At 59.6% G+C, this 20901-nt stretch carries 16 protein-coding genes, 1 tRNA gene and 1 pseudogene; 11 read left to right on the top strand and 7 right to left on the bottom strand.

The genetic code is table 11. The features are described from left to right. The 5 genes from PB2503_RS01835 to PB2503_RS13670 all read left to right on the top strand — a co-directional run bounded on the left by PB2503_RS01835 (nt 1) and on the right by PB2503_RS13670 (nt 9553). Complete coding sequence (locus PB2503_RS01835; RefSeq protein ID WP_013299511.1) at nt 1-2391, top strand: response regulator; 2391 nt, start codon at nt 1-3, stop codon at nt 2389-2391. A 277-nt stretch (nt 2392-2668) separates the two neighbouring features. Next, nucleotides 2669-3517: an AraC family transcriptional regulator gene (locus PB2503_RS01830; protein ID WP_041535130.1), complete on the top strand. Its 849-nt coding sequence runs from the start codon at nt 2669-2671 to the stop codon at nt 3515-3517. A 413-nt stretch (nt 3518-3930) separates the two neighbouring features. Next, nucleotides 3931-6099, top strand: coding sequence for a methyl-accepting chemotaxis protein (locus PB2503_RS01825; RefSeq protein WP_013299509.1), 2169 nt, complete (start codon nt 3931-3933; stop codon nt 6097-6099). A 379-nt stretch (nt 6100-6478) separates the two neighbouring features. Further along, nucleotides 6479-6685: a helix-turn-helix domain-containing protein gene (locus tag PB2503_RS14225; RefSeq protein ID WP_274377715.1), complete on the top strand. Its 207-nt coding sequence runs from the start codon at nt 6479-6481 to the stop codon at nt 6683-6685. 198 nt (nt 6686-6883) lie between these two features. After that, nucleotides 6884-9553: a tetratricopeptide repeat protein gene (locus PB2503_RS13670; RefSeq protein WP_158305812.1), complete on the top strand. Its 2670-nt coding sequence runs from the start codon at nt 6884-6886 to the stop codon at nt 9551-9553. 626 nt (nt 9554-10179) lie between these two features. Here the strand turns inward: PB2503_RS13670 and PB2503_RS01810 are convergent. Both PB2503_RS01810 and PB2503_RS01805 read right to left on the bottom strand, forming a co-directional pair. Then, nucleotides 10180-10255, bottom strand: a tRNA-Ala gene (locus PB2503_RS01810). A 36-nt stretch (nt 10256-10291) separates the two neighbouring features. Beyond that, a complete protein-coding gene (locus tag PB2503_RS01805; protein WP_013299506.1) occupies nt 10292-10846 on the bottom strand; it encodes a gamma carbonic anhydrase family protein in 555 nt (184 codons plus the stop codon). A 227-nt stretch (nt 10847-11073) separates the two neighbouring features. On the opposite strand from PB2503_RS01805, the gene PB2503_RS01800 reads away from it, so the two are divergent. The 3 genes from PB2503_RS01800 to queE all read left to right on the top strand — a co-directional run bounded on the left by PB2503_RS01800 (nt 11074) and on the right by queE (nt 13459). Further along, nucleotides 11074-11868 (top strand): ZIP family metal transporter, encoded by a 795-nt coding sequence (locus tag PB2503_RS01800; protein WP_049781958.1) that lies wholly within the window; start codon nt 11074-11076, stop codon nt 11866-11868. Nucleotides 11869-12104: 236 nt separating this feature from the next. Then, nucleotides 12105-12836, top strand: a complete 732-nt coding sequence (gene queC, locus PB2503_RS01795) for a 7-cyano-7-deazaguanine synthase QueC (protein WP_013299504.1) — start codon at nt 12105-12107, stop codon at nt 12834-12836. Next, on the top strand, nt 12833-13459 hold the full coding sequence (gene queE / locus PB2503_RS01790) for a 7-carboxy-7-deazaguanine synthase (RefSeq protein WP_041535124.1): 627 nt from the start codon (nt 12833-12835) through the stop codon (nt 13457-13459). The genes queC and queE overlap by 4 nt, the downstream gene beginning before the upstream one ends. A 16-nt stretch (nt 13460-13475) precedes the next feature. Here the strand turns inward: queE and PB2503_RS01785 are convergent, their stop codons facing one another. The 5 genes from PB2503_RS01785 to ispH all read right to left on the bottom strand — a co-directional run bounded on the left by PB2503_RS01785 (nt 13476) and on the right by ispH (nt 17985). After that, the gene (locus PB2503_RS01785; protein WP_202944393.1) at nt 13476-14771 is read right to left on the bottom strand and encodes a mechanosensitive ion channel family protein; all 1296 of its coding nucleotides are present in this window, start codon (nt 14769-14771) and stop codon (nt 13476-13478) included. 162 nt (nt 14772-14933) lie between these two features. Further along, the gene (locus tag PB2503_RS01780; RefSeq protein ID WP_013299501.1) at nt 14934-15578 is read right to left on the bottom strand and encodes a DUF3313 family protein; all 645 of its coding nucleotides are present in this window, start codon (nt 15576-15578) and stop codon (nt 14934-14936) included. Nucleotides 15579-15645: 67 nt separating this feature from the next. Continuing rightward, complete coding sequence (gene rnhA / locus PB2503_RS01775) at nt 15646-16068, bottom strand: ribonuclease HI (protein WP_013299500.1); 423 nt, start codon at nt 16066-16068, stop codon at nt 15646-15648. Next, nucleotides 16065-17027 (bottom strand): homoserine kinase, encoded by a 963-nt coding sequence (locus PB2503_RS01770; protein WP_013299499.1) that lies wholly within the window; start codon nt 17025-17027, stop codon nt 16065-16067. The genes rnhA and PB2503_RS01770 overlap by 4 nt, the downstream gene beginning before the upstream one ends. Before the next feature lie 10 nt (nt 17028-17037). Further along, nucleotides 17038-17985: a 4-hydroxy-3-methylbut-2-enyl diphosphate reductase gene (gene ispH, locus PB2503_RS01765; protein ID WP_013299498.1), complete on the bottom strand. Its 948-nt coding sequence runs from the start codon at nt 17983-17985 to the stop codon at nt 17038-17040. A gap of 91 nt (nt 17986-18076) precedes the next feature. Here ispH and PB2503_RS01760 point away from each other — a divergent pair, with 91 nt between their 5' ends. The 3 genes and pseudogenes from PB2503_RS01760 to PB2503_RS15115 all read left to right on the top strand — a co-directional run. After that, nucleotides 18077-18646: a hypothetical protein gene (locus PB2503_RS01760; RefSeq protein WP_013299497.1), complete on the top strand. Its 570-nt coding sequence runs from the start codon at nt 18077-18079 to the stop codon at nt 18644-18646. A 2-nt stretch (nt 18647-18648) separates the two neighbouring features. After that, on the top strand, nt 18649-20427 hold the full coding sequence (gene argS / locus PB2503_RS01755; RefSeq protein WP_013299496.1) for an arginine--tRNA ligase: 1779 nt from the start codon (nt 18649-18651) through the stop codon (nt 20425-20427). A 158-nt stretch (nt 20428-20585) separates the two neighbouring features. Continuing rightward, nucleotides 20586-20849: pseudogene (locus tag PB2503_RS15115) on the top strand (carboxypeptidase-like regulatory domain-containing protein); the annotation flags it as partial. Nucleotides 20850-20901 lie beyond the last annotated feature (52 nt).

Below are 20901 nucleotides of genomic sequence, written 5' to 3'. Positions count from 1 at the left end.
ATGGGGTCTCGACAAAACAAACCCGGCCAACGGGGTATCGGGGCGCGTATTGCCCTATTGACGATGTCAATCGTCGCGGTCGTTCTATGCCTCGTTGTTGTGGGTCTTTTGGTCTATGAGGGCACCTCATTCCGTCGCGATCTTTTAAGGGAGCGGATGGACTTGGCGCGCGTGACGGCGGCGAACGTCTCGGCGGCTGTGCTCTTCGATGATCGAGCGACGATCAATGAGAATCTCTCAGCGCTATCGCAATTGCCGGATTTGATGGCGGCAAAGGTGTGGTCGGTGCGGGGTGAGCCCCTCGGCGGCTATATCGAACAGACAGACACGGCCATCAAACCCCTCACGCGGGGCACAACCCCTGTCTCCATCGTCAGTTGGGAACAGGTCACGGTCCAAGTGCCGATCTCTGTTGATCAAGAGATCATTGGATATGTCCAGCTTGTATCGTCCCTCGACCGGTTGGGGTTCACCGTGAAGCGGTATCTCCAGATTGTCGGTGCTGTATCCCTCGTCGGCATGGCGGGGGCCTTCATCCTCGCCAGACTTACGGCCCAGGGACTGATCCAACCGATCCACTCGCTGATTATGACCATGCAGCAGGTACAAAGAGATCGGAACTATCGCCTTCGGGTGGAGGGACTGTCGAACGATGAGTCCGGCCAATTGGCAGCGGCCTTTAACGATATGCTGGACGAGATTCAGCGTCGGGACGAAAATCTTGAGAAAACGGTGGAAGAGCGGACGGCCGACCTTGAAGAGGCGGTGACGAAAGCCGAGGCAGCCAGCCTCGCCAAGTCAGCCTTCCTGGCCAATATGAGTCACGAAATCCGGACCCCGATGAACGGCGTGCTCGGCATGGCCGAACTTCTGATGTCGACGGAGCTCGATACCTACCAGCGTGAGCTCATCGGGACGATCATGTCGTCGGGGACCTCGCTGGTGACCATCATCAACGATATTCTGGACTTCTCGAAGATCGAAGCCGGTAAGTTCAGCCTCAACGAAGAGCCCTTTAACCTGCGCGAAGGGATTGAGAATGTGGCAACCCTGATGGCGGGGCGGGCGGCGGAAAAGGATCTCGAACTCTTCGTTCGGTACGACCCCAGCTTGCCGGAGGGGGTATTCACAGACGGCGGCCGGCTTCGCCAGGTCATTACCAATCTTGTCGGCAATGCCATCAAGTTTACAGATGAGGGCCAAGTGCTGATCGATGTCACCGGTGCCCAATCAGGGGAAACGGTGGATTTGCGGATCAGTGTGACCGACACGGGTATCGGCATTCCCCCAGAAAAGCTTGAGGCGATCTTCGAAAAATTCGAGCAGGCGGACAATACAAGCTCTCGCATGTATGAGGGGACGGGGCTTGGGCTCGCGATCTGTAAAACCATCATCGAATTGATGGGCGGAAAGATCGGCGTCACCAGTGAATTGGGCCGTGGGGCGACCTTCTTCATCGATATCAATTACAAGATCGACGATCGCGCATCTCTTCGTCCGACCATTGATACCGCCGAGCTGGCCGGTGCCCGTATCGCGATCGTTGACGATAACGCCACCAATCTTCGCATTTTGAGCGAGCAATTGGCGGCCTGGAACACGGAAATCTTTGCCTTCTCCTCTGGCAAGGAGATCTTTCAATGGTTGGATAGTCGCGGTGAGGGTGAAGCTTTGCCCGACGTTATCATTACCGACTACCAAATGCCGGAGATGAACGGGATTGAATTAGGCCTTGGGATCAGGGCCCGAACCGGGTTTCCGCCGATCCCGATCATCATGCTGTCGTCTGTCTGCGCCCCCAAGGAAGAGGGCAGCAAATCGCTTCCGCTTTCGGCGTGGCTCGTCAAGCCGATCAGAAGCCTTCAGCTTGCAGAATACGTCTTCGAAGCGAAGATGAAGACCGGCCGTTTCGGTGATGTCGAGGCGTTGGCCGAAGCCAAGGCGGATCGCTCCATCTCGGCCTCCTCCGACCCCGATGCCATCTGCGAGACGATCCTCGTGGTCGACGACAATCTCGTCAATCAGCTTGTCATCACAAATATGTTGAAAGGGTGGGCAACGGAAATCCTGACGGCCTCGAATGGTGAGGACGCGATCGAGAAATTTTCGGCCTATTCACCGGACATTATTTTCATGGATGTTTCCATGCCTGTCATGGACGGCCTCGAAGCGACGCGGCGGATTCGAGGGATGGAGGCCGACCAAAATCTCCCGACCACGCCAATCGTCGGGGCAACGGCCCATGCAATGGATGAGGATCGTCAGCGGTGTCTTAAGGCTGGTATGGTCGATGTCCTGACCAAGCCAGTACGAAAAGAATCCGTGGACGGTATGGTTCTCAAATGGGCGGCTTCCTCCCCGCAGTCAAAGCTGGCCTCCTCCTCCGCCTAAACGGCATTCCCCTAGAGCCATTTCAGTTCCCCCTTAGTCGTGAAGCGTCTCTAGGCAATCGCATCAATTGAGGCAAAATCCGCACTTGGTCTGCTCCGGTGCGATAATGGGAGTGAGCGCTGCCGACCGGCGCCCTATCGGTGTCGCGACGAGCCTCAAAATCGCAAGATCAGTCGAGCGACCGCTGCTCAGCCCCCCTATTCAAGCGCTTACCACCAACAAGGACTTTCTCGTGTCGACAAAGCAGTCCGCCGATCTTGCCCGATATCATACGCGTATGCAGCGTGTTTTCGCGCATATCGACGACAATATCGACGGTGATCTCGGCCTCGAAGCGCTCAGTTCCGTTGCGGCTTTCTCACCGTGCCATTTTCACCGGCAATTCAGGGCGATCTTCGGAGTGTCGCTGCATCGCTACGTGCAACTGGTAAGGATGAAACGTGCTTCGTGGCGGCTTGCCTATCGGGCCGATGTCTCGGTCACCGAGATTGCTCTGGACGCCGGTTATGAAGCTCCGGACAGTTTCGCCCGAGCTTTTCGCCAGCTCATGGGGCAGGCGCCAAAGGCCTTTCGCGAGGAACCGAATTGGTCGGCATGGGCGGCGGCGATGGTGCCACTGGCCGAAGCAAGGAACCAGATCATGATGCAAAATTTTTCCATCAACGACATTGAAATTCGGCAGGTAGGCGAAACCTCCGTGGCTTTCATGAGTCATCGGGGCGAACCAGAACGGCTTGGCCAAACAATCCGCAAGTTCATCGCCTGGCGCAAAGCTAACGGCGTGCGCGCCGGCACCCACGCGACGTATACGATCTTCCACACCGATCCCGATAGCGTTGCGTCCGAGGATTATAGGATTGATCTTGCGGCGGCGACCGACCGCGCTACAACCTGTGCTGACGAGGATATCGAATCCGGATTGATTCCGGCGGGCCGGTGCGCAGTGCTGCGAATTATCGGCCAGAGCGACAATCTTCGGCACGCTGCAGAGTTTCTGTATCGGCAATGGCTACCAGCCAGCGGTGAAGAACTCAGAGAGTTTCCGCTCTACGCCCAGCGCGTCAGCTTTTTTCCAGACGTGCCCGAGCACGAAGCCATCACCGACCTATTTCTTCCGCTCAAATGATTTGGAAGCAAGTAGCAACTAGCGTGCATTGAGCGCACCCGAAATGCACGAGGCGTTGCGCATTTCGCGCCTGACCAACCCTGCTGCTGGCGGGTGGGGAGATCAAGCGCCTGGCTTTTTCCGTTCTATCGTCGCATTTTGTTGCGCGCACGAGTTCTTGCCTCGCTTGTAATGGCTTTAGGTGAGCCTGTCGGCGTGCGGATATCCCCCGGCGGTCGTTAGATTTCTCGCTATTCTATCGGCACGGGATAACGCGAAAACGCGTAGTCACACACCTTATATTTACAGAATAAGACTAATCCGAATAATCGAGGACAGAGAATCGCGCCCTGTCGGCAATAGTCTTCTGTCCCGAGATATAGAACTCAAAGACCGGTCGTTGCTGTCGAGCGCGGCTACAAGGATATGATGACATGACCAAGTCGGCAACTCTCCCTGTCGCTGCAAAGCTAGCCATGATGAGCGGGGGACTGACATTTATCGCAGCAAGTGCCGCTGTGATTGTTGCCGGCGGACTTTCTCTCCCTCTACAGATCGGCCTCTTCGTCACTTTGGCGGCGGTCGTTGGCGCCGGGGTATTTGCACTGACCTCCAGCGTAATGTCACCTCTCAAGGCGATCAGTGCCCATCTTGATGGGATCGTGGCGGGTAAGGCCGAGGGAGATGTGCCGTTCAAGGGACGCGCCGGCGAAATCGGCGTGTTCGCCGACAAGCTTAGCCTTCTGGCACTGCGCGTGACTTCCCCTGAAGAGCGGGAAGACATGATGATGAAAATGTGCGCCTATGAGACGGCGGACGCTGCCATCATGATCGTCAACCGGGACCTTGTCGTCACCGCGGTAAACCGGTCGACAAGGGATCTCTTCGAGAGCAACCGCGAGCTGTTCAAGACGCACTTCCCGAACTTTAGGCCCGATAACATCATCGGTATGACGATCGATGATTTCCACAAGAACCCTAGTCACCAACGACAGATTTTGTCGCGGCCGGAAAACCTTCCCTACCGTAGCGAAATCACGATTGGGGACTGTATTTTTAATCTATCGGTGAGCGCGGCCTATAACGAGGCAGGCGATTATATTGGCGCCATCCTCGAATGGGAGAACGTGACGCAGCAGCGTTTCTCAGGGGCCATTTCTCAGGCGGTCGACGCCAACAGCGCCGTGATCCAGTTCCGTCCTGACGGTACGGTGATCAGTGCCAATGCCAATTTCCTCAATACAATGGGCTATGCCGAGGCGGAGATTGTTGGGAAGATGCACTCGATTTTCGTTCCCGATCACGTCCGCTCGACGGAAGAGCACAAATCTCATTGGACCCGGTTGGCGATGGGCGAAACGCTCACCGGTGTCTTCGAGCGCAAGAATAAACGGGGCGAAACGGTTTGGATTGAAGGGTCCTATTCACCGGTCCTCAATAGTAGCGGAAAGGTCGAGCGCGTCGTAAAATATGCGCGTGACATCACTGAGACGTTGACGCGGAATAAGGAACAGGCGGCGAAGCTCGAACGGGCGTCAAACGAACAGCAACTCGTCGTGAGCGAACTCACCAGCGCCTTGTCACGGTTGTCCGGTGGGGATCTGACGGCGCAAATCACGGCCGATTTCCCAGGCCAATACGAAGGCCTGAAATCGGACTACAATCAAGCGGTCGATCGTCTCCATCAGGCCTTTTGCGATATCCTTGAGAATACCCAGAGCATCACCAGCGGTGTTTCTGAACTGTCCCAGGCCAGCACCGATCTTTCGGGCCGGACGGAAAATCAAGCCGCCTCTCTGGAACAGACGGCCGCCGCCCTCAACCAGGCGACCCAGTCTGTGGCCGATACCGCGAAGACCGCCAAACAAGCCAATAAGATCGTGTCGGAAACCCGGGCGGAGGCGACGGAAAGCGGGAATATCGTCCGTGAGGCAATCGGAAAAATGGGCGAAATCGAGAATTCGTCCAAAGAGATTTCTCAAATCATCGGGGTGATCGACGAAATCGCGTTCCAAACGAACTTGCTTGCGCTCAATGCGGGGGTCGAGGCCGCGCGGGCCGGCGATGCGGGACGTGGCTTTGCCGTCGTCGCCTCGGAGGTGCGGGCCCTTGCCCAACGGTCCTCCGACGCCGCCAAGGAGATCAAGGATTTGATCTCGACTTCCGGTCGTCACGTCACGTCAGGGGTGGAACTCGTCGGTAAGGCGGGCTCGGCGCTCGGCGATATTGTCACCCGCGTGGCGGAGGTCAGCGAAATGGTCGCCAGCATCAATGGGGCGGCACAGGAGCAATCCACCGGTCTCAGCGAAGTGAATGCGGCGGTGAATGACATGGATCAGGTCACGCAGCAAAACGCGGCAATGGTCGAAGAATCGAATGCCGCCTGCCACTCTCTCCAAACACAGATCGAACGCCTGCGGAGCATGATGCTTCGGTTCAAGACAAGAGGAGCGACGGCGAGCCAGACGACGACTGTGTCCTCCATGCCCAAGGCGGACGTTGTCGCCCAGCAACGATTGGCCAAGAGCTTCGCTGCGGGCGGCGGCGGCGCTGCCGCAGCGGTCGCCAGCGGCGGCGGTGATGACGGGTGGGACGATTTTTAATGTCCCGCCGTCCGCCTCCGCGGCGACGGTGACCTGACACTCTCCTTGTTCACTCCTGAACGGCGCGTCCGATCCTCCCCCCAAAAAGGAGGCGGCGCGCTGTTTTCGTTTGTCAGGCGCGTATCTAGAGCCTTCTCAAGCGAAGCGGGGGCCGGTTCGCGTGAAGAGAGGCCGCCAAAAATCGAGAAGCGTTTTTGCGATCCTGCTGTGACCCCCGACATTCATCCGCTTGGGAATAGAGTCGGCAGTTGGGTGGTCTGCTCCCCGTATTGCCCCCACCTGGCGGTAGAGTTTTCCGGGTCATGGTCTGCTCCCCGATTTCTCGAAGCAACGACGCTGCGACCTCAACGCCTTCACCCGTGAGCGGACGCTAGCAGGTTTGGCGGCTGCAAAGGCTCAAGGGCGGCTCACCGGCCGCCCCAAGGTCATGGATGATCAATCCCGCGAAACGGTGCTCACCCTTTTGCGCGATACCCAGCTCCCGGTGAAGCAGATCGCCAAGCAAGCGGGCGTGTCCGTCGCCACCCTCTACAAGGAATTCCCCGGCGGGAGAGGGGCTCTTCAGGACAGCAGTGCGTCTCTATGACGATCCAGCCCACGACTGGTATGCATCCTCGGACACAACGTCGGGGGCAAGATGTCGGAGATCTTTGTTAATCGGGGAGAGGCGAAAGCGTGGTTTCGCGAGCGGCTTAGAAATATCCCAAATCAGGGTGCGACGATCTCCGTTTTTCACGGAGAGGGAGGACAAGGGAAAACGGCCCTCTGCGATAAAATCGAGAGCATGACCCGCGGCGGCGATTGGACTCTCCATGACGCCCAACTGTACTGTGCAAGAGTGAATTTTGACCGCAGCTCAAACCTTATCCTTGATCCAATCTTGCTACTGATCAAAATCCGGAACGCGTACGCCGAACAAGGTATCACTGTGCCGGGGTTTGATTTGGCGTTGGCCTACGTGTGGGAGCGGGTTCGCCCGGAGGAACCGCCCAAAACGCTTAAGAATGCTTGGCTTAGCAAAGCGCATTGTGCTTTTGGGGAAGGAGCGAGTGACTCCATCGAGATTGGTGCCGCCATTGTTGGATCGGAAATTCAGAAGATTCCCTTCATGGGCAGCTTCCTCGCTCAAATCGCAAAATGGTCGATCGATACGACCAAACGCGCGTGGTTGGTACGTGCGAAGCCTTATGTTTCCGATTTCATCGATCGGGGCAAGGCGCGCAATGACGCCGAATTGATCGATGCTCTGATCTCCGTCCTGGCAAAGGAACTCTCGGTTGCTCTGCAAGATGATGATCGAAAGAAACTTGTCTTGTTACTCGACGAATATGAGTGGGCATTCCCCGCCGTCGGCATGCGAGGCCAGCACCCTGTCGACCGCGCGCTCCGACGCTTCTGTGAGAGCGCAGATCGACTGGCAGCGACATTCTTTGCCCGCAGCAAACTGCCCTGGAAGTCTAACCGTTTCCTGCATATTGGCGATGAGGATCATTTCGAGCTTGATGGGTTGGAGCGTCGCTATGGGGAAGAATGGCTCATACAAGCTGCTATTGATGACGAAGCCGTCCGCCGCTCAATGCTCGACAGTAGCATGTCGGAGGAAGAGGATGGTCACCGCTGCTACCCGCTGGTGCTTGATCTTTGCTTAGACCTTTACAATGCCTTCGGCGAAAAAGGTATCACACCAACTCCACAAGATTTCTTCTTGGCTCCCACCGGGCTTGAGGGGAAGCTGGACGATCTCGTCAACAAGATCTCGCGGCGTTTCGAAGAAAATCTGCATCTGCGGGATGCAGTGGATTACCTCGCGCTCGCCGGGCGATTTGACGGCGAAACGTTGGACTTTATCAGCAGCGAGTTTCAGCTCCAACTCCCCGGCGGGGGACTAGACCTTATTACCAGTCTTTCGATCGTGAAGCCGGATGACAAAGCGACGGGTCCCGAAAAGTTCGTTCTGCATCGAAAGATCGCTGAAGTATTCCGCCTGCGAATGGATGAAGTGCGGAGAAATGAAGGTGGCACGCGGCTCATAGAGCATTTTTTGGCGCGAGCGAACGTCGATCATCCTGAAGAGGTCGACGCCGATGTCATCTCAAGTATTGCAATCGCAGCTGAGATTCGCGAGCGACATGGCGCATCGGGGTACGTAGACTGGCTTACCAATGCTGTGCAGGTGCTCCAAGCGGCAGCGAAATCGTCCGAGCTTGAAGGATTGTGGCGCCGCGCATTAGAAATTACTTTAGCCGAGTTCGGGGAGGACCACCCGGACACCGCAACCAGCTACAACAACATCGCCTATAACCTGAACGCTCAGGGTCGATATGGTGAGGCGGCGCCGCTCTTACGGCAGGGGCTGGAGATCTTCCAGCGGGTTCTGGGGGAGGACCACCCGGACACCGCAAGTAGCTACAACAACGTCGCCTATAACCTGAACGCTCAGGGTCGATATGTTGAGGCGGCGCCGCTCTATCGGCAGGGGCTGGAGATCTTCCAGCGGGTTCTGGGGGAGGACCACCCGGACACCGCAAGTAGCTACAACAACGTCGCCTATAACCTGAACGCTCAGGGTCGATATGTTGAGGCGGCGCCGCTCTTTCAGCAGGGGCTGGAGATCCGCCGGCGGGTTCTGGGGGAGGACCACCCGGACACGGCGGCAAGCTATAACAATGTCGCCTCAAACCTGGATGATCAGGGTCGATATGGTGAGGCGGCGCCGCTCTATCGGCAGGGGCTGGAGATCCGCCGGCGGGTTCTGGGGGAGGACCACCCGTCCACCGCAAGCAGCTACAACAACGTCGCCTCAAACCTGAACGCTCAGGGTCGATATGTTGAGGCGGCGCCGCTCTATCGGCAGGGGCTGGAGATCCGCCGGCGGGTTCTGGGGGAGGACCACCCGGACACCGCAAGCAGCTACAACAACGTCGCCTATAACCTAGACGCTCAGGGTCGATATGGTGAGGCGGAGCCCCTCTATCGGCAGGGGCTGGAGATCCGCCGGCGGGTTCTGGGGGAGGACCACCCGGACACGGCGGCAAGCTACAACAACATCGCCGCAAACCTGAACGCTCAGGGTCGATATGGTGAGGCGGCGCCGCTCTATCGGCAGGGGCTGGAGATCCGCCGGCGGGTTCTGGGGGAGGACCACCCGGACACCGCAACCAGCTACAACAACGTCGCCTATAACCTGAACGCTCAGGGGCGTTACGGGGAGGCAGAGCCGCTCTTGCGCCGGGCGCTGGAGATCCGCCGGCGGGTTCTGGGGGAGGACCACCCGTCCACCGCAATCAGCTACAACAACGTCGCCTCAAACCTGGATGATCAGGGTCGATATGTTGAGGCGGCGCCCCTCTATCGGCAGGGGCTGGAGATCTGCCGGCGAGTTCTGGGGGAGGACCACCCAACGACGCGGGTGGTCCGGAAGAACCTGGAGATCTTGTTGGAACGACGACGGTGAATGGCGTCTTCTGGGTCGTGCAGGACCTGATTGTGAGTTCTGAAATCAGGTCGTTTGTTGAAGAGCCAGAAGGCAACGTAAGAACCTCTGTCTTTAGCGGTGCCTGACGATGCTGGATGTGGTTCGAAGTCTAGCGGAGCAGATCTCGTCTTCCGTATAGGAGTAGCCCCAAGCGCGACCAAGGACCGCAAAGGCGCAGAAGCTGACTTGGGCCATTAGTTTAAGCCATTTTGATGCAGAGTCTCGGGTACAGGTGGGCGCATGCCGAAGGCCGGATGCAATTTTGAGATGAACTGAAGTTCGATCTTTAAGATCGATGATGAATTCATTGATCGAACGTCCGCTATTGGATACCTCCTGACGAAGACAGTGTTCTCCACTTCATCGTCTGGAAACTTCGGTCCACATTTCCCCGGGCCGGAGGGGATGCAACGGGCAGCGCGCAGCGGGCTCTCCTTGCCAAGATGCGGCGACGTAGTACGCCGCACATCTTGCGCATCGCGTTTCGATAGGGAGGTCACTGTTTACCGGTCCCGTCCTGTGGGACCGGAACAGCGGATATCGACCCACCGGAATCGCAGTCCCCTTCAGGGTCTTAGGAGATATGAGCAACAAAAAGTATCAAATGGTGGAGCCGAGCGGAATCGAACCGCTGGCCTCGTCATTGCGAACGACGCGCTCTACCAACTGAGCTACGGCCCCTGAAGGGGCGGGATCTAGGCAGGGTGATGGCGCCGGTCAAGCGTCTTCGCGGGCATCGGAGAGGGCCGCTCTATGGGCCTTGGCCTCCTCCACATAATGGGCGGCGCCCATGCGCGCGGCTTTGCCCTCCAGACCTTTGAGGTCGCGGAGTTTGCGCGCAGGCAGGCCCCCCCACATCTCGCCCGTCGGGACCCGTTTGCCCGGGGCGAGGAAGGCGCCGGCCGCCAAAAACGCCCCTTCTTCGATGACGGCCTTGTCCAGCACGGTCGATCCCATGCCGACAAATCCGCCTTCTTCAATGGTGCAGCCATGTAACAGGCAGCGATGACCGACCAAGGCCTCCTCCCCGATCAGAACAGGGGTCCCGCCCTGACTGGGCGCATCGACATGGAGGATTGAGCCATCCTGGACATTGGCGCGCGCCCCGATCTCGATCCGATTGGTGTCGGCGCGCAGGACGCAGCCATACCAGACCGAGGCCCCCGGCCCAATCGTGACATCCCCGATGACAACCGCGCCGGGGGCGATGAAGGCTGTCTCATGGATTTGGGGTGACTTTCCCTCAAAGGGCAGGATCAAGGCGGCGGTCATGGACCTCTCCGTTCGGTGAAACGCCATCGGTCTACCATAGGTGGGGCGATGAGACAGCCGCCGGGCACGCCGCGGTTCTTGTTTCTGGACAAGCGGGGGCTGTAACAATATCACTGCACCCAATACGCCTTCGGCGCCAAGGATGGCGCCGCCAAGCATTTTGACGACAAAGATAGGGATCACCGATCTGATCGCATGGGATCGGGGTCGATGGCGCGATGGGGATCATGGGAATAGTTCTGCCAACGATCGCCCCTGCCGTGTGGGCCAGTCTGGCCGCCGCGCTCGTGGCGACCCTGGGCCTCGCCGTGGTCAGCGTTTCGGGGGGATGGGCCGACCGCAACCGCAATTATTTTGCCGGTTTCGCCGCGGGCGTCCTGGTCACCAGCGCGCTATTGCTACTGCCCGAAGCCATCGAGCGTACGCCCAGCGCCCCTTATTTCGCGCTCCTCGGCTATTTGTTCCTGTTCAGCCTCAATGCCTTATTGCGCCAGAGTCAGGGGGCGGTGGCGGCGCCCCTGATCGCCGTCAGTTTTCATTCCTTTATCGATGGGTTCGAGTACGGCGTTCTGTTCGACCATGATGTCATCCTCGGCACGATCGCGTCCCTTGGCTTGATCACCCATGAATTTGCCGAAGCGGTGATCTTATTCTCCCTGCTCAAGGTCGCAGGCATCTCGACGCGTACAGCGTTCATCGCCACCTTTATCGGGGCGGCGCTCACGACGCCAATGGGGGCCCTGTTGTCCCAACCCCTGCTCAATGCCATCAGCCCCAATGCCTTTGCCCAATTGCTCGCCATTGCCGCGGGCGCGCTTCTCTATGTCGGGGCCACCCATCTTCCAGGGCATCTGGTGGAGGGGGTAAGGTGGCGCCTGTTGCTCAGTTATCTCTTGGGGATCGGCCTTGCCGTCGTTCTGGCGATCTTTGTTCACCCCGATCACAGCCACCTCTCCGATCCAGACCATGATCATCAGGGGGAAGGGGTCGACGAAGACCATCACCACCCAATGGCGCCCTAAGGAGTCGACCTCTCTGTCGGAAGATTGGCGGGGCAGGGGGGACGCTACCGAAAGAGATGGGATTTGAGGGATAGTCTGCCTCCCGCCGCGTCATGTGCCCCGCCAGGGGCAGTGGCGGGGCACGGCGACGCTGACACATCGCTTGCCGAACGCAGTGGACCATTGGAAACTCTAGGGTCCTGGGCGGGAGAGCGACGCTCGGCAATGCAATCATAGATAGAAATTCCTACGCGCTTATGAAGACAAAAAACGCCGATCGCCCCGCCATTAAGCCCGTCGACGCTGGGGCCCTCGTCCTTTTGTCGGGGGGACAGGATAGTGCGACATGCCTTGCCTGGGCCCTCGGACGCTATCGCGTTGTCGAGACCTTAGGGTTTGACTACGGCCAACGGCACCGCGTCGAACTCGATGCGCGGGAGCGGGTGCGCGCCTGGTGGGCCGATCGGCCGGAGGGGGGGGCTCTTGGGGCCGATCATCGTCTGCCCGTGCCCGCCTTTGGGGAGATTGGCGACACGGCGATGACGGCTGAGGTCGAGATCGAGATGGCCGCGAATGGTTTGCCCACGACCTTTGTCCCTGGGCGAAATCTGGCGTTTTTGGTCTTCGCTGGGGCCTTGGCCCTTCGGCGCGGGCTCAGTGTTGTCGTCGGCGGGATGTGTCAAACCGATGCGGCAGGATATCCAGATTGTCGATGGGAGACCATCAAGGCCCAGGCCGATGCGCTGAGCTTAGGGATCGATCCGTCGCTTTCGGTGGCGACCCCTCTCATGTTCCGGTCAAAGGCCGAGACCTGGGCCCTTGCCCAGGAGCTGGGGGGGGACGATTTGGTCTCAATGATCGTGGAAGACACCCACACATGTTATCGCGGCGATCGAGAGCATCGCCACCCTTGGGGCTATGGCTGCGGGGATTGTCCGGCCTGCCATGAGCGGGCGCGAGGATGGGCGACATGGCAGGAGAGCCGATGAGCTACGCGATCAAAGAGTGCTATTACACCCTTCAGGGGGAGGGGGCGCAGGCGGGGCGCGCCGCGGTTTTTCTCCGGTTTGCCGGCTGCAATTTATGGTCGGGGCGGGAAATTGACCGCGAGGAGGCCATCTGCCGTTTTTGCGACACCGATTTTGTCGGCACTGATGGGCCGGGGGGCGGCCGTTTCGTTGCCGAAGAGCTTGCGGCCCATGTCGCTTCCTTCTGGCCCGGTGGCGGCAGCCCTTATGTCGTGGCCACCGGGGGCGAGCCTCTCTTGCAGCTTGATTCTCCCCTGATTGACGCGCTGCACGATGAGGGCTTTGAGATTGGGGTCGAGACCAATGGGACGATCGCCGCTCCCGCCGGGCTCGACTGGATTTGCGTCAGTCCCAAGAGCACGGCGGAACTGGTTCAGACGGAAGGGGACGAGCTGAAACTTGTCTTTCCGCAATCCGATGCCCCTCCCGACCAGTTTAGCGGTCTCGCCTTCGACCATTTTTTCCTGCAGCCGATGGATGGGCCCTATCAGTCGATCGCGATCGCCACGACGGTCGATTATTGCCGCGCCAATCCCCTCTGGCGCCTGTCGCTTCAGACCCATAAGTTGATCGGGATTCCGTAGACGGATATCCGGCGGGTCAGTTTTTCTGGGCGTCGCCCAACATCCTGACCTCCCGCTGCGGGAAGGGAATGACGATCCCGTTTTGCTTAAGGGCTGTCCAGATCATCAGGTTCAAATCGGCGCCGACACGGTTCGGGCCGTCATCGACGCCCTCCATCCAGAATTCCACGAGGATATCGATCCCATTATCGCCGAACGACTCGATCTCCGCATCCGGTTGCTCCGCCTTCGATGCGTTTTCGCCGGAGATGACCTGAGGATGGCTCTGCACCACTTCTCGAACAATATCGATCATCGCCTCAATATCGGTGTCGTAGGCGACGGAGAAGCGGATATCGTATCGCTGCTTGGTGTCGTGATGGGTCCAATTGACAAAGCTTGAGGAGATGAAAGTCTCATTCGGCACCATGATGACTTTCCCATCATAGGTCTCCAGCATAGCCGACCGCATACTGAGATCTTTCAGCGTGCCGGATCGCCCGTCCTCCAGCTCGATGAAGTCACCGATCGTTATGGACTTGTCGAGAAGGATGATGATCCCTGAAATGAAGTTCGAGGCGATCGATTGCAGACCAAAGCCCAGTCCCACGCCGATCGCCCCGCCGAATACCGCCAGTGTCGTGAGATTGATGCCGATAATTTGGAGAAGGAGAAGGGAGATGACCACGAAGAGCAGGATCTCGAACAGTTTCGTGGCGAGTTCCCGTGTCCGCGCGTCAAGCTCCTGCCGCGAGCGAATGACGCGCTTGCCGGTCGAATTCGAGATCCTGCCGATATAGAATAGGATCGATCCGAAGATGACTGTACGGACGATGGCATAGGCCGTCAGTTTGATATTGCCCAACTGGATGGCGACGCTTTCCAAGAACGCCACGACATCGTCGAGGACGCCTAAGACCTGAAGGATGGCTGCCGGCACCGCGACATAGTTTACCAGGGCAAGGATGAACGCATTGGCGATGAACCGGTGAACGAAACTCCGGATCAGGATGACAACGCTGATCCCAAGGGCGATATGAAGGAGCCCCAGCCCCGTTCCCAATTCCTCACTTATCCGCTCGGCAATGGCGAGGCTGAAAGTGATCAGAAAGGGCGGGATCAGCTCCCGCAGCTTTTCGAGGGAACCGGCGATATTTCCAAGGTTGAGGGGGGCCTGGACCGTTTGCGGTACTTTGACCCGACGCATGACCAGGGCGGCGATGACCCAGCCGATAAGCCAGGCCGCGAGGACAAGACCGATTTGAATATAGACGTGCTCTTGGGTCAGGCCCTCAAGGAGACGCTGCCAGATCTCGGCGCTCCATGTCTGCATATCCTCCATCGAAAATGGCTCTCCGTCCTCCGCTCGGTCGAAGAGCTTTCCAGACTTTCCTGCCCGTGGCTATGCGTCATGAAAGGGGGAGGTCGCGCCATGCCGTGTTGGTCCGTCGACGAGAAGACCCCAAAGCGGCCGATGCCCGCTCAGCCGCGCTCGTTAGGCGCCAGCAGGGGCGGGGCTGTAGAGCAGTGCCGCCGTTTTGTCGGCGAGACGCCGGAAGAACCGGTCAGCGGTGGACCATATGCCGGCCCCCGGCTCAGTGAGGTCAAGGCCCGGTCGGTCGATATCGCGGGCCACGGCCAGGACGGTGTCATCTGTGCTGAAGGTCACAATCGCACCGGCTTCACCGGAATACAGGCTCTGCAGGCTGAGACCGGGGGAGACGGCAAAATCGGCTTGGGTCGGTCGGTTCGCGTCAAGAGCGATCAATTCGACCTCAAGGGTGAGGATATCCGCCCCCGGCGCGTCGGCGAGGGAGGTGACCTGCACGAGGGCGGCTTCGAGGTCTTCGCGCAATTCGGCGATCTTGGCCTCCACTAGCGCCGGCGACAGGGGGCGGGGGCTGCCGCTTAAGGCCGGGCGTCGGATGTCATACCGTTCAGCAATCTCGTCACTGACGGTGATCGGCGCCAGAAAGACCGCGTTATACTGGGTAAAGTCCGTGGCACCGGCCGTCTCGGTGAAATCGTCAAACCGTGATTGGGCCGCCTGTCCGTAGGGACCGGAGGGAACAGACGGACTGGTCGCACAGGCGCTGACGGCGATCATCAGGCATGCGGCCAAGGTCACAATACGCATCATCGCATTTCCCTACACAATTCCTCTGCCCGATGCTGACGCGTCGAGCAGGGATGCGCAATAGAGAAGCTTAACGCGGCATCCCTTCCCGGGCGAGGCGGTCGGCTTCTTCGTTTCCAGGATGCCCCGCATGCCCCTTGACCCATTTCCAGGTGACGGCGCGCTCCTGCGCGAGGCGATCCAATGTTTGCCAGAGATCCTGATTTTTCACCGGCTTTTTGTTTGCCGTCCGCCACCCGTTGCGTTTCCAGCCATGGATCCAGGTTTCGACGCCGTTCTTGACGTACTGACTGTCCGTATAGAGGGTGAAAGGCGTCTTGGGATCGACGCTTTCGAGCGCCTTGATCGCTGCGGTCAATTCCATCCGATTGTTCGTCGTATTGGGCTCACCCCCATTGAGGCGAGATGTATCCTCTCCCCACTCAATCAGGACCCCCCAGCCGCCAGGTCCTGGATTGCCTGAGCACGCTCCATCCGTATAAATCTCGATCATAGACTTTCGTCTTCCCAGCCAATCGTTGCGTTGCGGGCGGCTCTTAGGCGCCGCAAATAGACATGCGGATCCTTAATGGTCACCACCGACCCTTCGGTCCGAAAAATATCGTCATGGGCCCGGGTCAGGAAGAATCGCAAGGCCGCGGCCTCGAAAAATAAAGGCAACGCGGCGTGCTCTTCCTCGGTGAGAGGCCGCACGGTTGAATACCCATCGATCATCGCCCTTGCATGGGCTGGGGCATCGTCGTCTTCAGGCATCCAGGAGAGGGCGGCGATGGCCAGGTCATAGGCAAGGTAATCAGTGCACGCAAAATAAAAATCGATGATACCAGACACTTTTCCGCGAGAGAAAAAGACATTGTCGGGGAAATAATCCGCATGGATCGTGCCCGTCGGCAGGGATGAGGGCGCAGACCAGGCCTCGCTCAGACGGCGTGTGGCCTCGCCAATCTCGTTGGGGACGCTTTCACCGTATCGATCCAGGCCAGGACGAATTTTGTCGTATAGCGCTTGCCAAGCGCGCGGTCCCATGCCGTTCGGACGGGTCTGCTCGAACCCCGCCGCCGCCCGATGCAGCGCCGCCAGGGCCGTGCCCGCCGCCCGCGCGTTCTCCGCATCAGGGGCCTTCAGGTCACGACCTTCAAGAAAGGTGAACAGGGCGGCGGGGCGGCCGCCAACTTCGCGCAGGGAGCGGCCGTCACGCGCATGGAGGGGCCGAGGAACGGATATGCCGTGGGCGGAGAGGTGATCCATCACGGCGAGAAAATAGGGAAGGTCGGCGGTCGGGGTTCGTCGTTCAAAGAGGGTGAGAATATAGCGGTCATCCTCGGTGAAGACGTGGTAATTGGTGTTTTCAACCCCCGCCGCGATGCCCTCATGTCGCGCGAAAGGGCTAAGGTCGTACGCGTAGAGAAAATCGCGGACGGCCTCCGCCGTCAAATGGGTGAAAACCGCCATCGGGTCCGGCCTAAAGGAGGGCTTTGGGAAGCTTGAACGTTACGTTTTCGCGGGTGGTCTCGATCTCTTCCACCTCAACGCTCATGCGTTCTCGGAAGGCGTCGACGACATTTTGCACGACCGTCTCAGGCGCCGAGGCCCCGGCGGTCAGCGCGATGATCCGTGGGGAGAGGGCCTCGACCGCCGGCCAGTCGATCCGGGTTTCGTCCTCGATCAGGACGCCATAGGGGCAGCCGGCCGCCTTGCCGACCTCGACCAGACGTTTGGAATTGGAGGAGGTCTCGGAGCCCACCACGAAGAGGGCGTCGGCGTCCGCCGCGAGGATCTTCACCGCCTCCTGGCGGTTGGTGGTGGCGTAACAGATGTCGTCCTTGATCGGCGTTTGGATGTCGGGAAACCGCGCCTTCAGGATCTCAACGATCCGGGCGGTATCATCGACCGAGAGGGTCGTTTGCGTGACATAGGCGACGGGGCGGCCCTCCGCCGCGAACCGGTGGGCGTCTTCCTCCGTTTCGATCAACGTCATGGCGCCGTCCGGCAATTGCCCCATCGTGCCGATGACTTCGGGGTGGCCCTCATGCCCGATCAGCAGGACATGGCAGCCATTTCGGTGATGCCGATCACTTTCGATATGCACTTTGGACACAAGGGGACAGGTCGCATCGAGATAGAGGAGCTGACGCCGCTCGGCCTCCGCGGGGACGGTCTTGGGGACGCCATGGGCCGAAAACAGCACAGGGGCGTCATCCGGTACCTCGCTCAACTCGTCCACAAACACGGCGCCAAGGGCGCGTAGGCGCCGCACGACGGTTTCGTTATGGACGATTTCATGGCGCACATAGACCGGCGCGCCATAGCGGTCGATCGCCCGTTCGACCATCAGGATCGCGCGATCCACCCCGGCGCAGAAGCCGCGCGGCGCTGCAAGTCGTAGGGTAATCGGCATTCGCTCCGGCATGGGCTTGTCCTTTGCTTGCTGACGCTTACACACTCGCCCATGGTGGATGTCAAAAGGCCATTGGGACCCATTGGCCGTTGAGGAAACTTTGATGCTGAAACGCGCTTCCGTTCTTGTGGGCCTGGCCGCTCTCCTCTCCGCTTGCGGATCAGTGGGGGACACTCTCGACGATCTCAGCGCATCGTCCGAGCGCAATCCCGGGCCCTGCCCCAACGTTTTCGCGCTGGGCGATGCCGCCAGCAAGGTGGAATTCATCGGCCCCGCCGCCCTTGAGAATGTGGCGTGGTCGGCGGAGATCACCGACGTCCGGACGTCGTGCCGCTATGTTGACGACAAACCTATCCGCGCCGAGGTGGCGATCGATTTTGCCGTGGGCCGCGGTCCTGCCGCCACCGGCGCCCAGCATGATCTGCGCTATTTCGTGGCAGTCACACGCCGCAATACCGATGTGATCGCAAAAGAGGTCTTCACGCTGCCGGTTCAGGTCCGGGGAGAGCTTGCGACCGTCCGCCTGTCCGAAGAAGTGGCGAATATCCTGATCCCCCGGGCCGATGCCGACACATCGGGAACCAATTTCGAAATCGCCGTCGGCCTGGTCCTGACTCGTGAGCAGCTTCTTTATAATCGCTCCGGCCAGAGCCTGCGTTTCCCGGAACTCTGATTATGGTCGCCGCTCATCAATTGCGCCAGCGCCTTGGGGCCCTGGTTGCGGAGGCCTTTGCCGCAGAGGGGGTCGATCCCCAGTTCGGCGCCGTTCAGCGGTCGGATCGTCCGGATCTGGCGCCGTTTCAGTGCAATGGGGCGCTGGCGGCGGCGAAACAGGCAAAGGCCAACCCAAGGGCGATCGGTGAGGCCGTGAAACGGCGCCTCGACGATAATCCGATTTTTGAGAAGGTGGAGCTGGCGGGGCCGGGCTTTCTCAATCTGACCCCCGCCGATGGGGCCCTCGCAGAGGCGGCCGCGAGCCTGAGCACCGATCCTCATCTCGGGGCCTGGCAGAGGCCGGTGGACGAACGGCAGACGATCATTCTCGATTATGGCGGACCTAATGTCGCCAAGCCGCTGCATGTCGGCCATTTGCGCGCGGCGATTATCGGGGAAAGTTTGAAACGCCTGTTCCGCGCCGTGGGCGATGATGTGCTCGGCGATATCCATCTGGGGGATTGGGGGCTCCAGATGGGGCAGCTGATCACCCAGCTCGCCGAAGAGCAGCCGGACCTGCCCTATTTCGATGCCGATTTCACGGGCCCCTATCCGACACAGAGCCCGGTGACGGTGGACGATCTTGCCGCCCTCTACCCACGGGCCAGCGCGGCCTCGAAGGCGGACCCCGATCGCCGGGCGGCGGCCCAGGCGGCGACGATGGATCTCCAGCAAGGGCGTCCCGGCTATCGGGCACTCTGGGCCCATTTCGTGGACGTCTCTAAAGCGGCCCTTGAGGCGGATTACGCCGAGTTGGGAGTGACTTTTGATCTGTGGCGGGGGGAGGCTTCCGTGCAGGATCGGATCGGGCCCCTGACCGAGCGGCTCAAAGCTAAGGGCGTTGTTACCGAGAGCGAGGGGGCCCTGGTGATCGACGTCGCCCGGGAGGCGGACAAGAAGACCTTGAACCCGGTCATGATGATCAAATCGAATGGGTCGGTGGGATATCACTCCACCGATGTGGCGACGATCGAGGAGCGGGTTGAGGAGTTCGGGGCGGAGCGTATCGTCTATGTCGTTGACCAGCGACAGGCGCAGCATTTCGAAGAGGTCTTTAGGGCGGTCGAGCGCGCCGGGTTGATCGAGGCCGATCGGCTTGAACATGCGGGCTTTGGCACGATGAACGGGCCGGACGGACGGCCCTTCAAAACCCGTGAGGGGGGGGTCCTCCGCCTCCGGGATTTGATCGACCAGGTCGTTGAGGCTGCGCGCCGACGGTTGGCGGAGGGCGGGTTCAGCGCCGATGAGGATTCGGCGGTGCGGGAGGACACGGCCCGAAAGGTGGGCATTGCCGCGCTTAAATTCGGCGATCTCTCAAACCCGCGAACGTCGGACTATGTGTTCGATGTCGATCGCTTCGTGACCTTTGAGGGAAAGACCGGGCCGTATCTGCTTTATGGCGTGGTCAGAGTGCGTTCCGTCATCGCCAAGGCGGGCGAGCGTCCCGATCCGGCGGCGCCGATCTTGCTGACCGATGAGGCGGAGCGTCAATTGGTTCTGGAAATGAGCCTTTATGGTGATGCCGTCGAGGCTGCCTATCGCCGGCGCCTGCCGCATTTGATTTGCGACCATGCGTATCGTTTGGCCCAGGCGTTTTCGCGCTTTTACACCCATTGCCGTATTGGCGATGAGGCGGATCCCGCAGTGCGGGCCTCACGCCTTGCCCTCGCCCTGTTGACCGCCCGGCAATTGGAAGCGGCTCTGACGCTGTTGGGGATCGATGTTCCCGAAAAGATGTGACGACGGGCCTTGTGGGGATGTTGCTTATTCACAACGCCCACGCCCTCTGAACAGTTTGTCATATAACTGAAACGTAATCGTTACCGTGACGTTAAAAATCCCGCTTAGCGGGCCTCTCTAGGGCTCTCATTTTGAGGCACGATATTCAGGGGTTTTTCATGAGCTTTAAGAGCACGCTTTGTGCCGGCGCCGCGACGCTGGCCATCCTGGGCGGCGTTGCCGTTGCGCAGGAAACGACGGGGGCCATCCGTGGCACCGTGACATCCGAAACGGGAACACCGCTGGCTGGCGCAACAGTCGTCGTGACCGACGAACTGACGGGTTTTAGCCGTACGCTGACCACGAACGGCGCTGGCCAGTTCACCCTCCGCGGCCTCAGCGTCTCCGGCAGCTATGACATCGGTGTCAGCGCTTCTGGCTATGCCGGCGAACGGATCGAAGATCTCGCTTTGTCGATCGGTGACACCACCGCCC

The organism is Parvularcula bermudensis HTCC2503 (assembly GCF_000152825.2).
GTDB classification, from domain to species: domain Bacteria; phylum Pseudomonadota; class Alphaproteobacteria; order Caulobacterales; family Parvularculaceae; genus Parvularcula; species Parvularcula bermudensis.
Note: the sequence above shows the minus strand (reverse complement) of the source record. Positions and strands in the feature narration are given on the sequence as shown.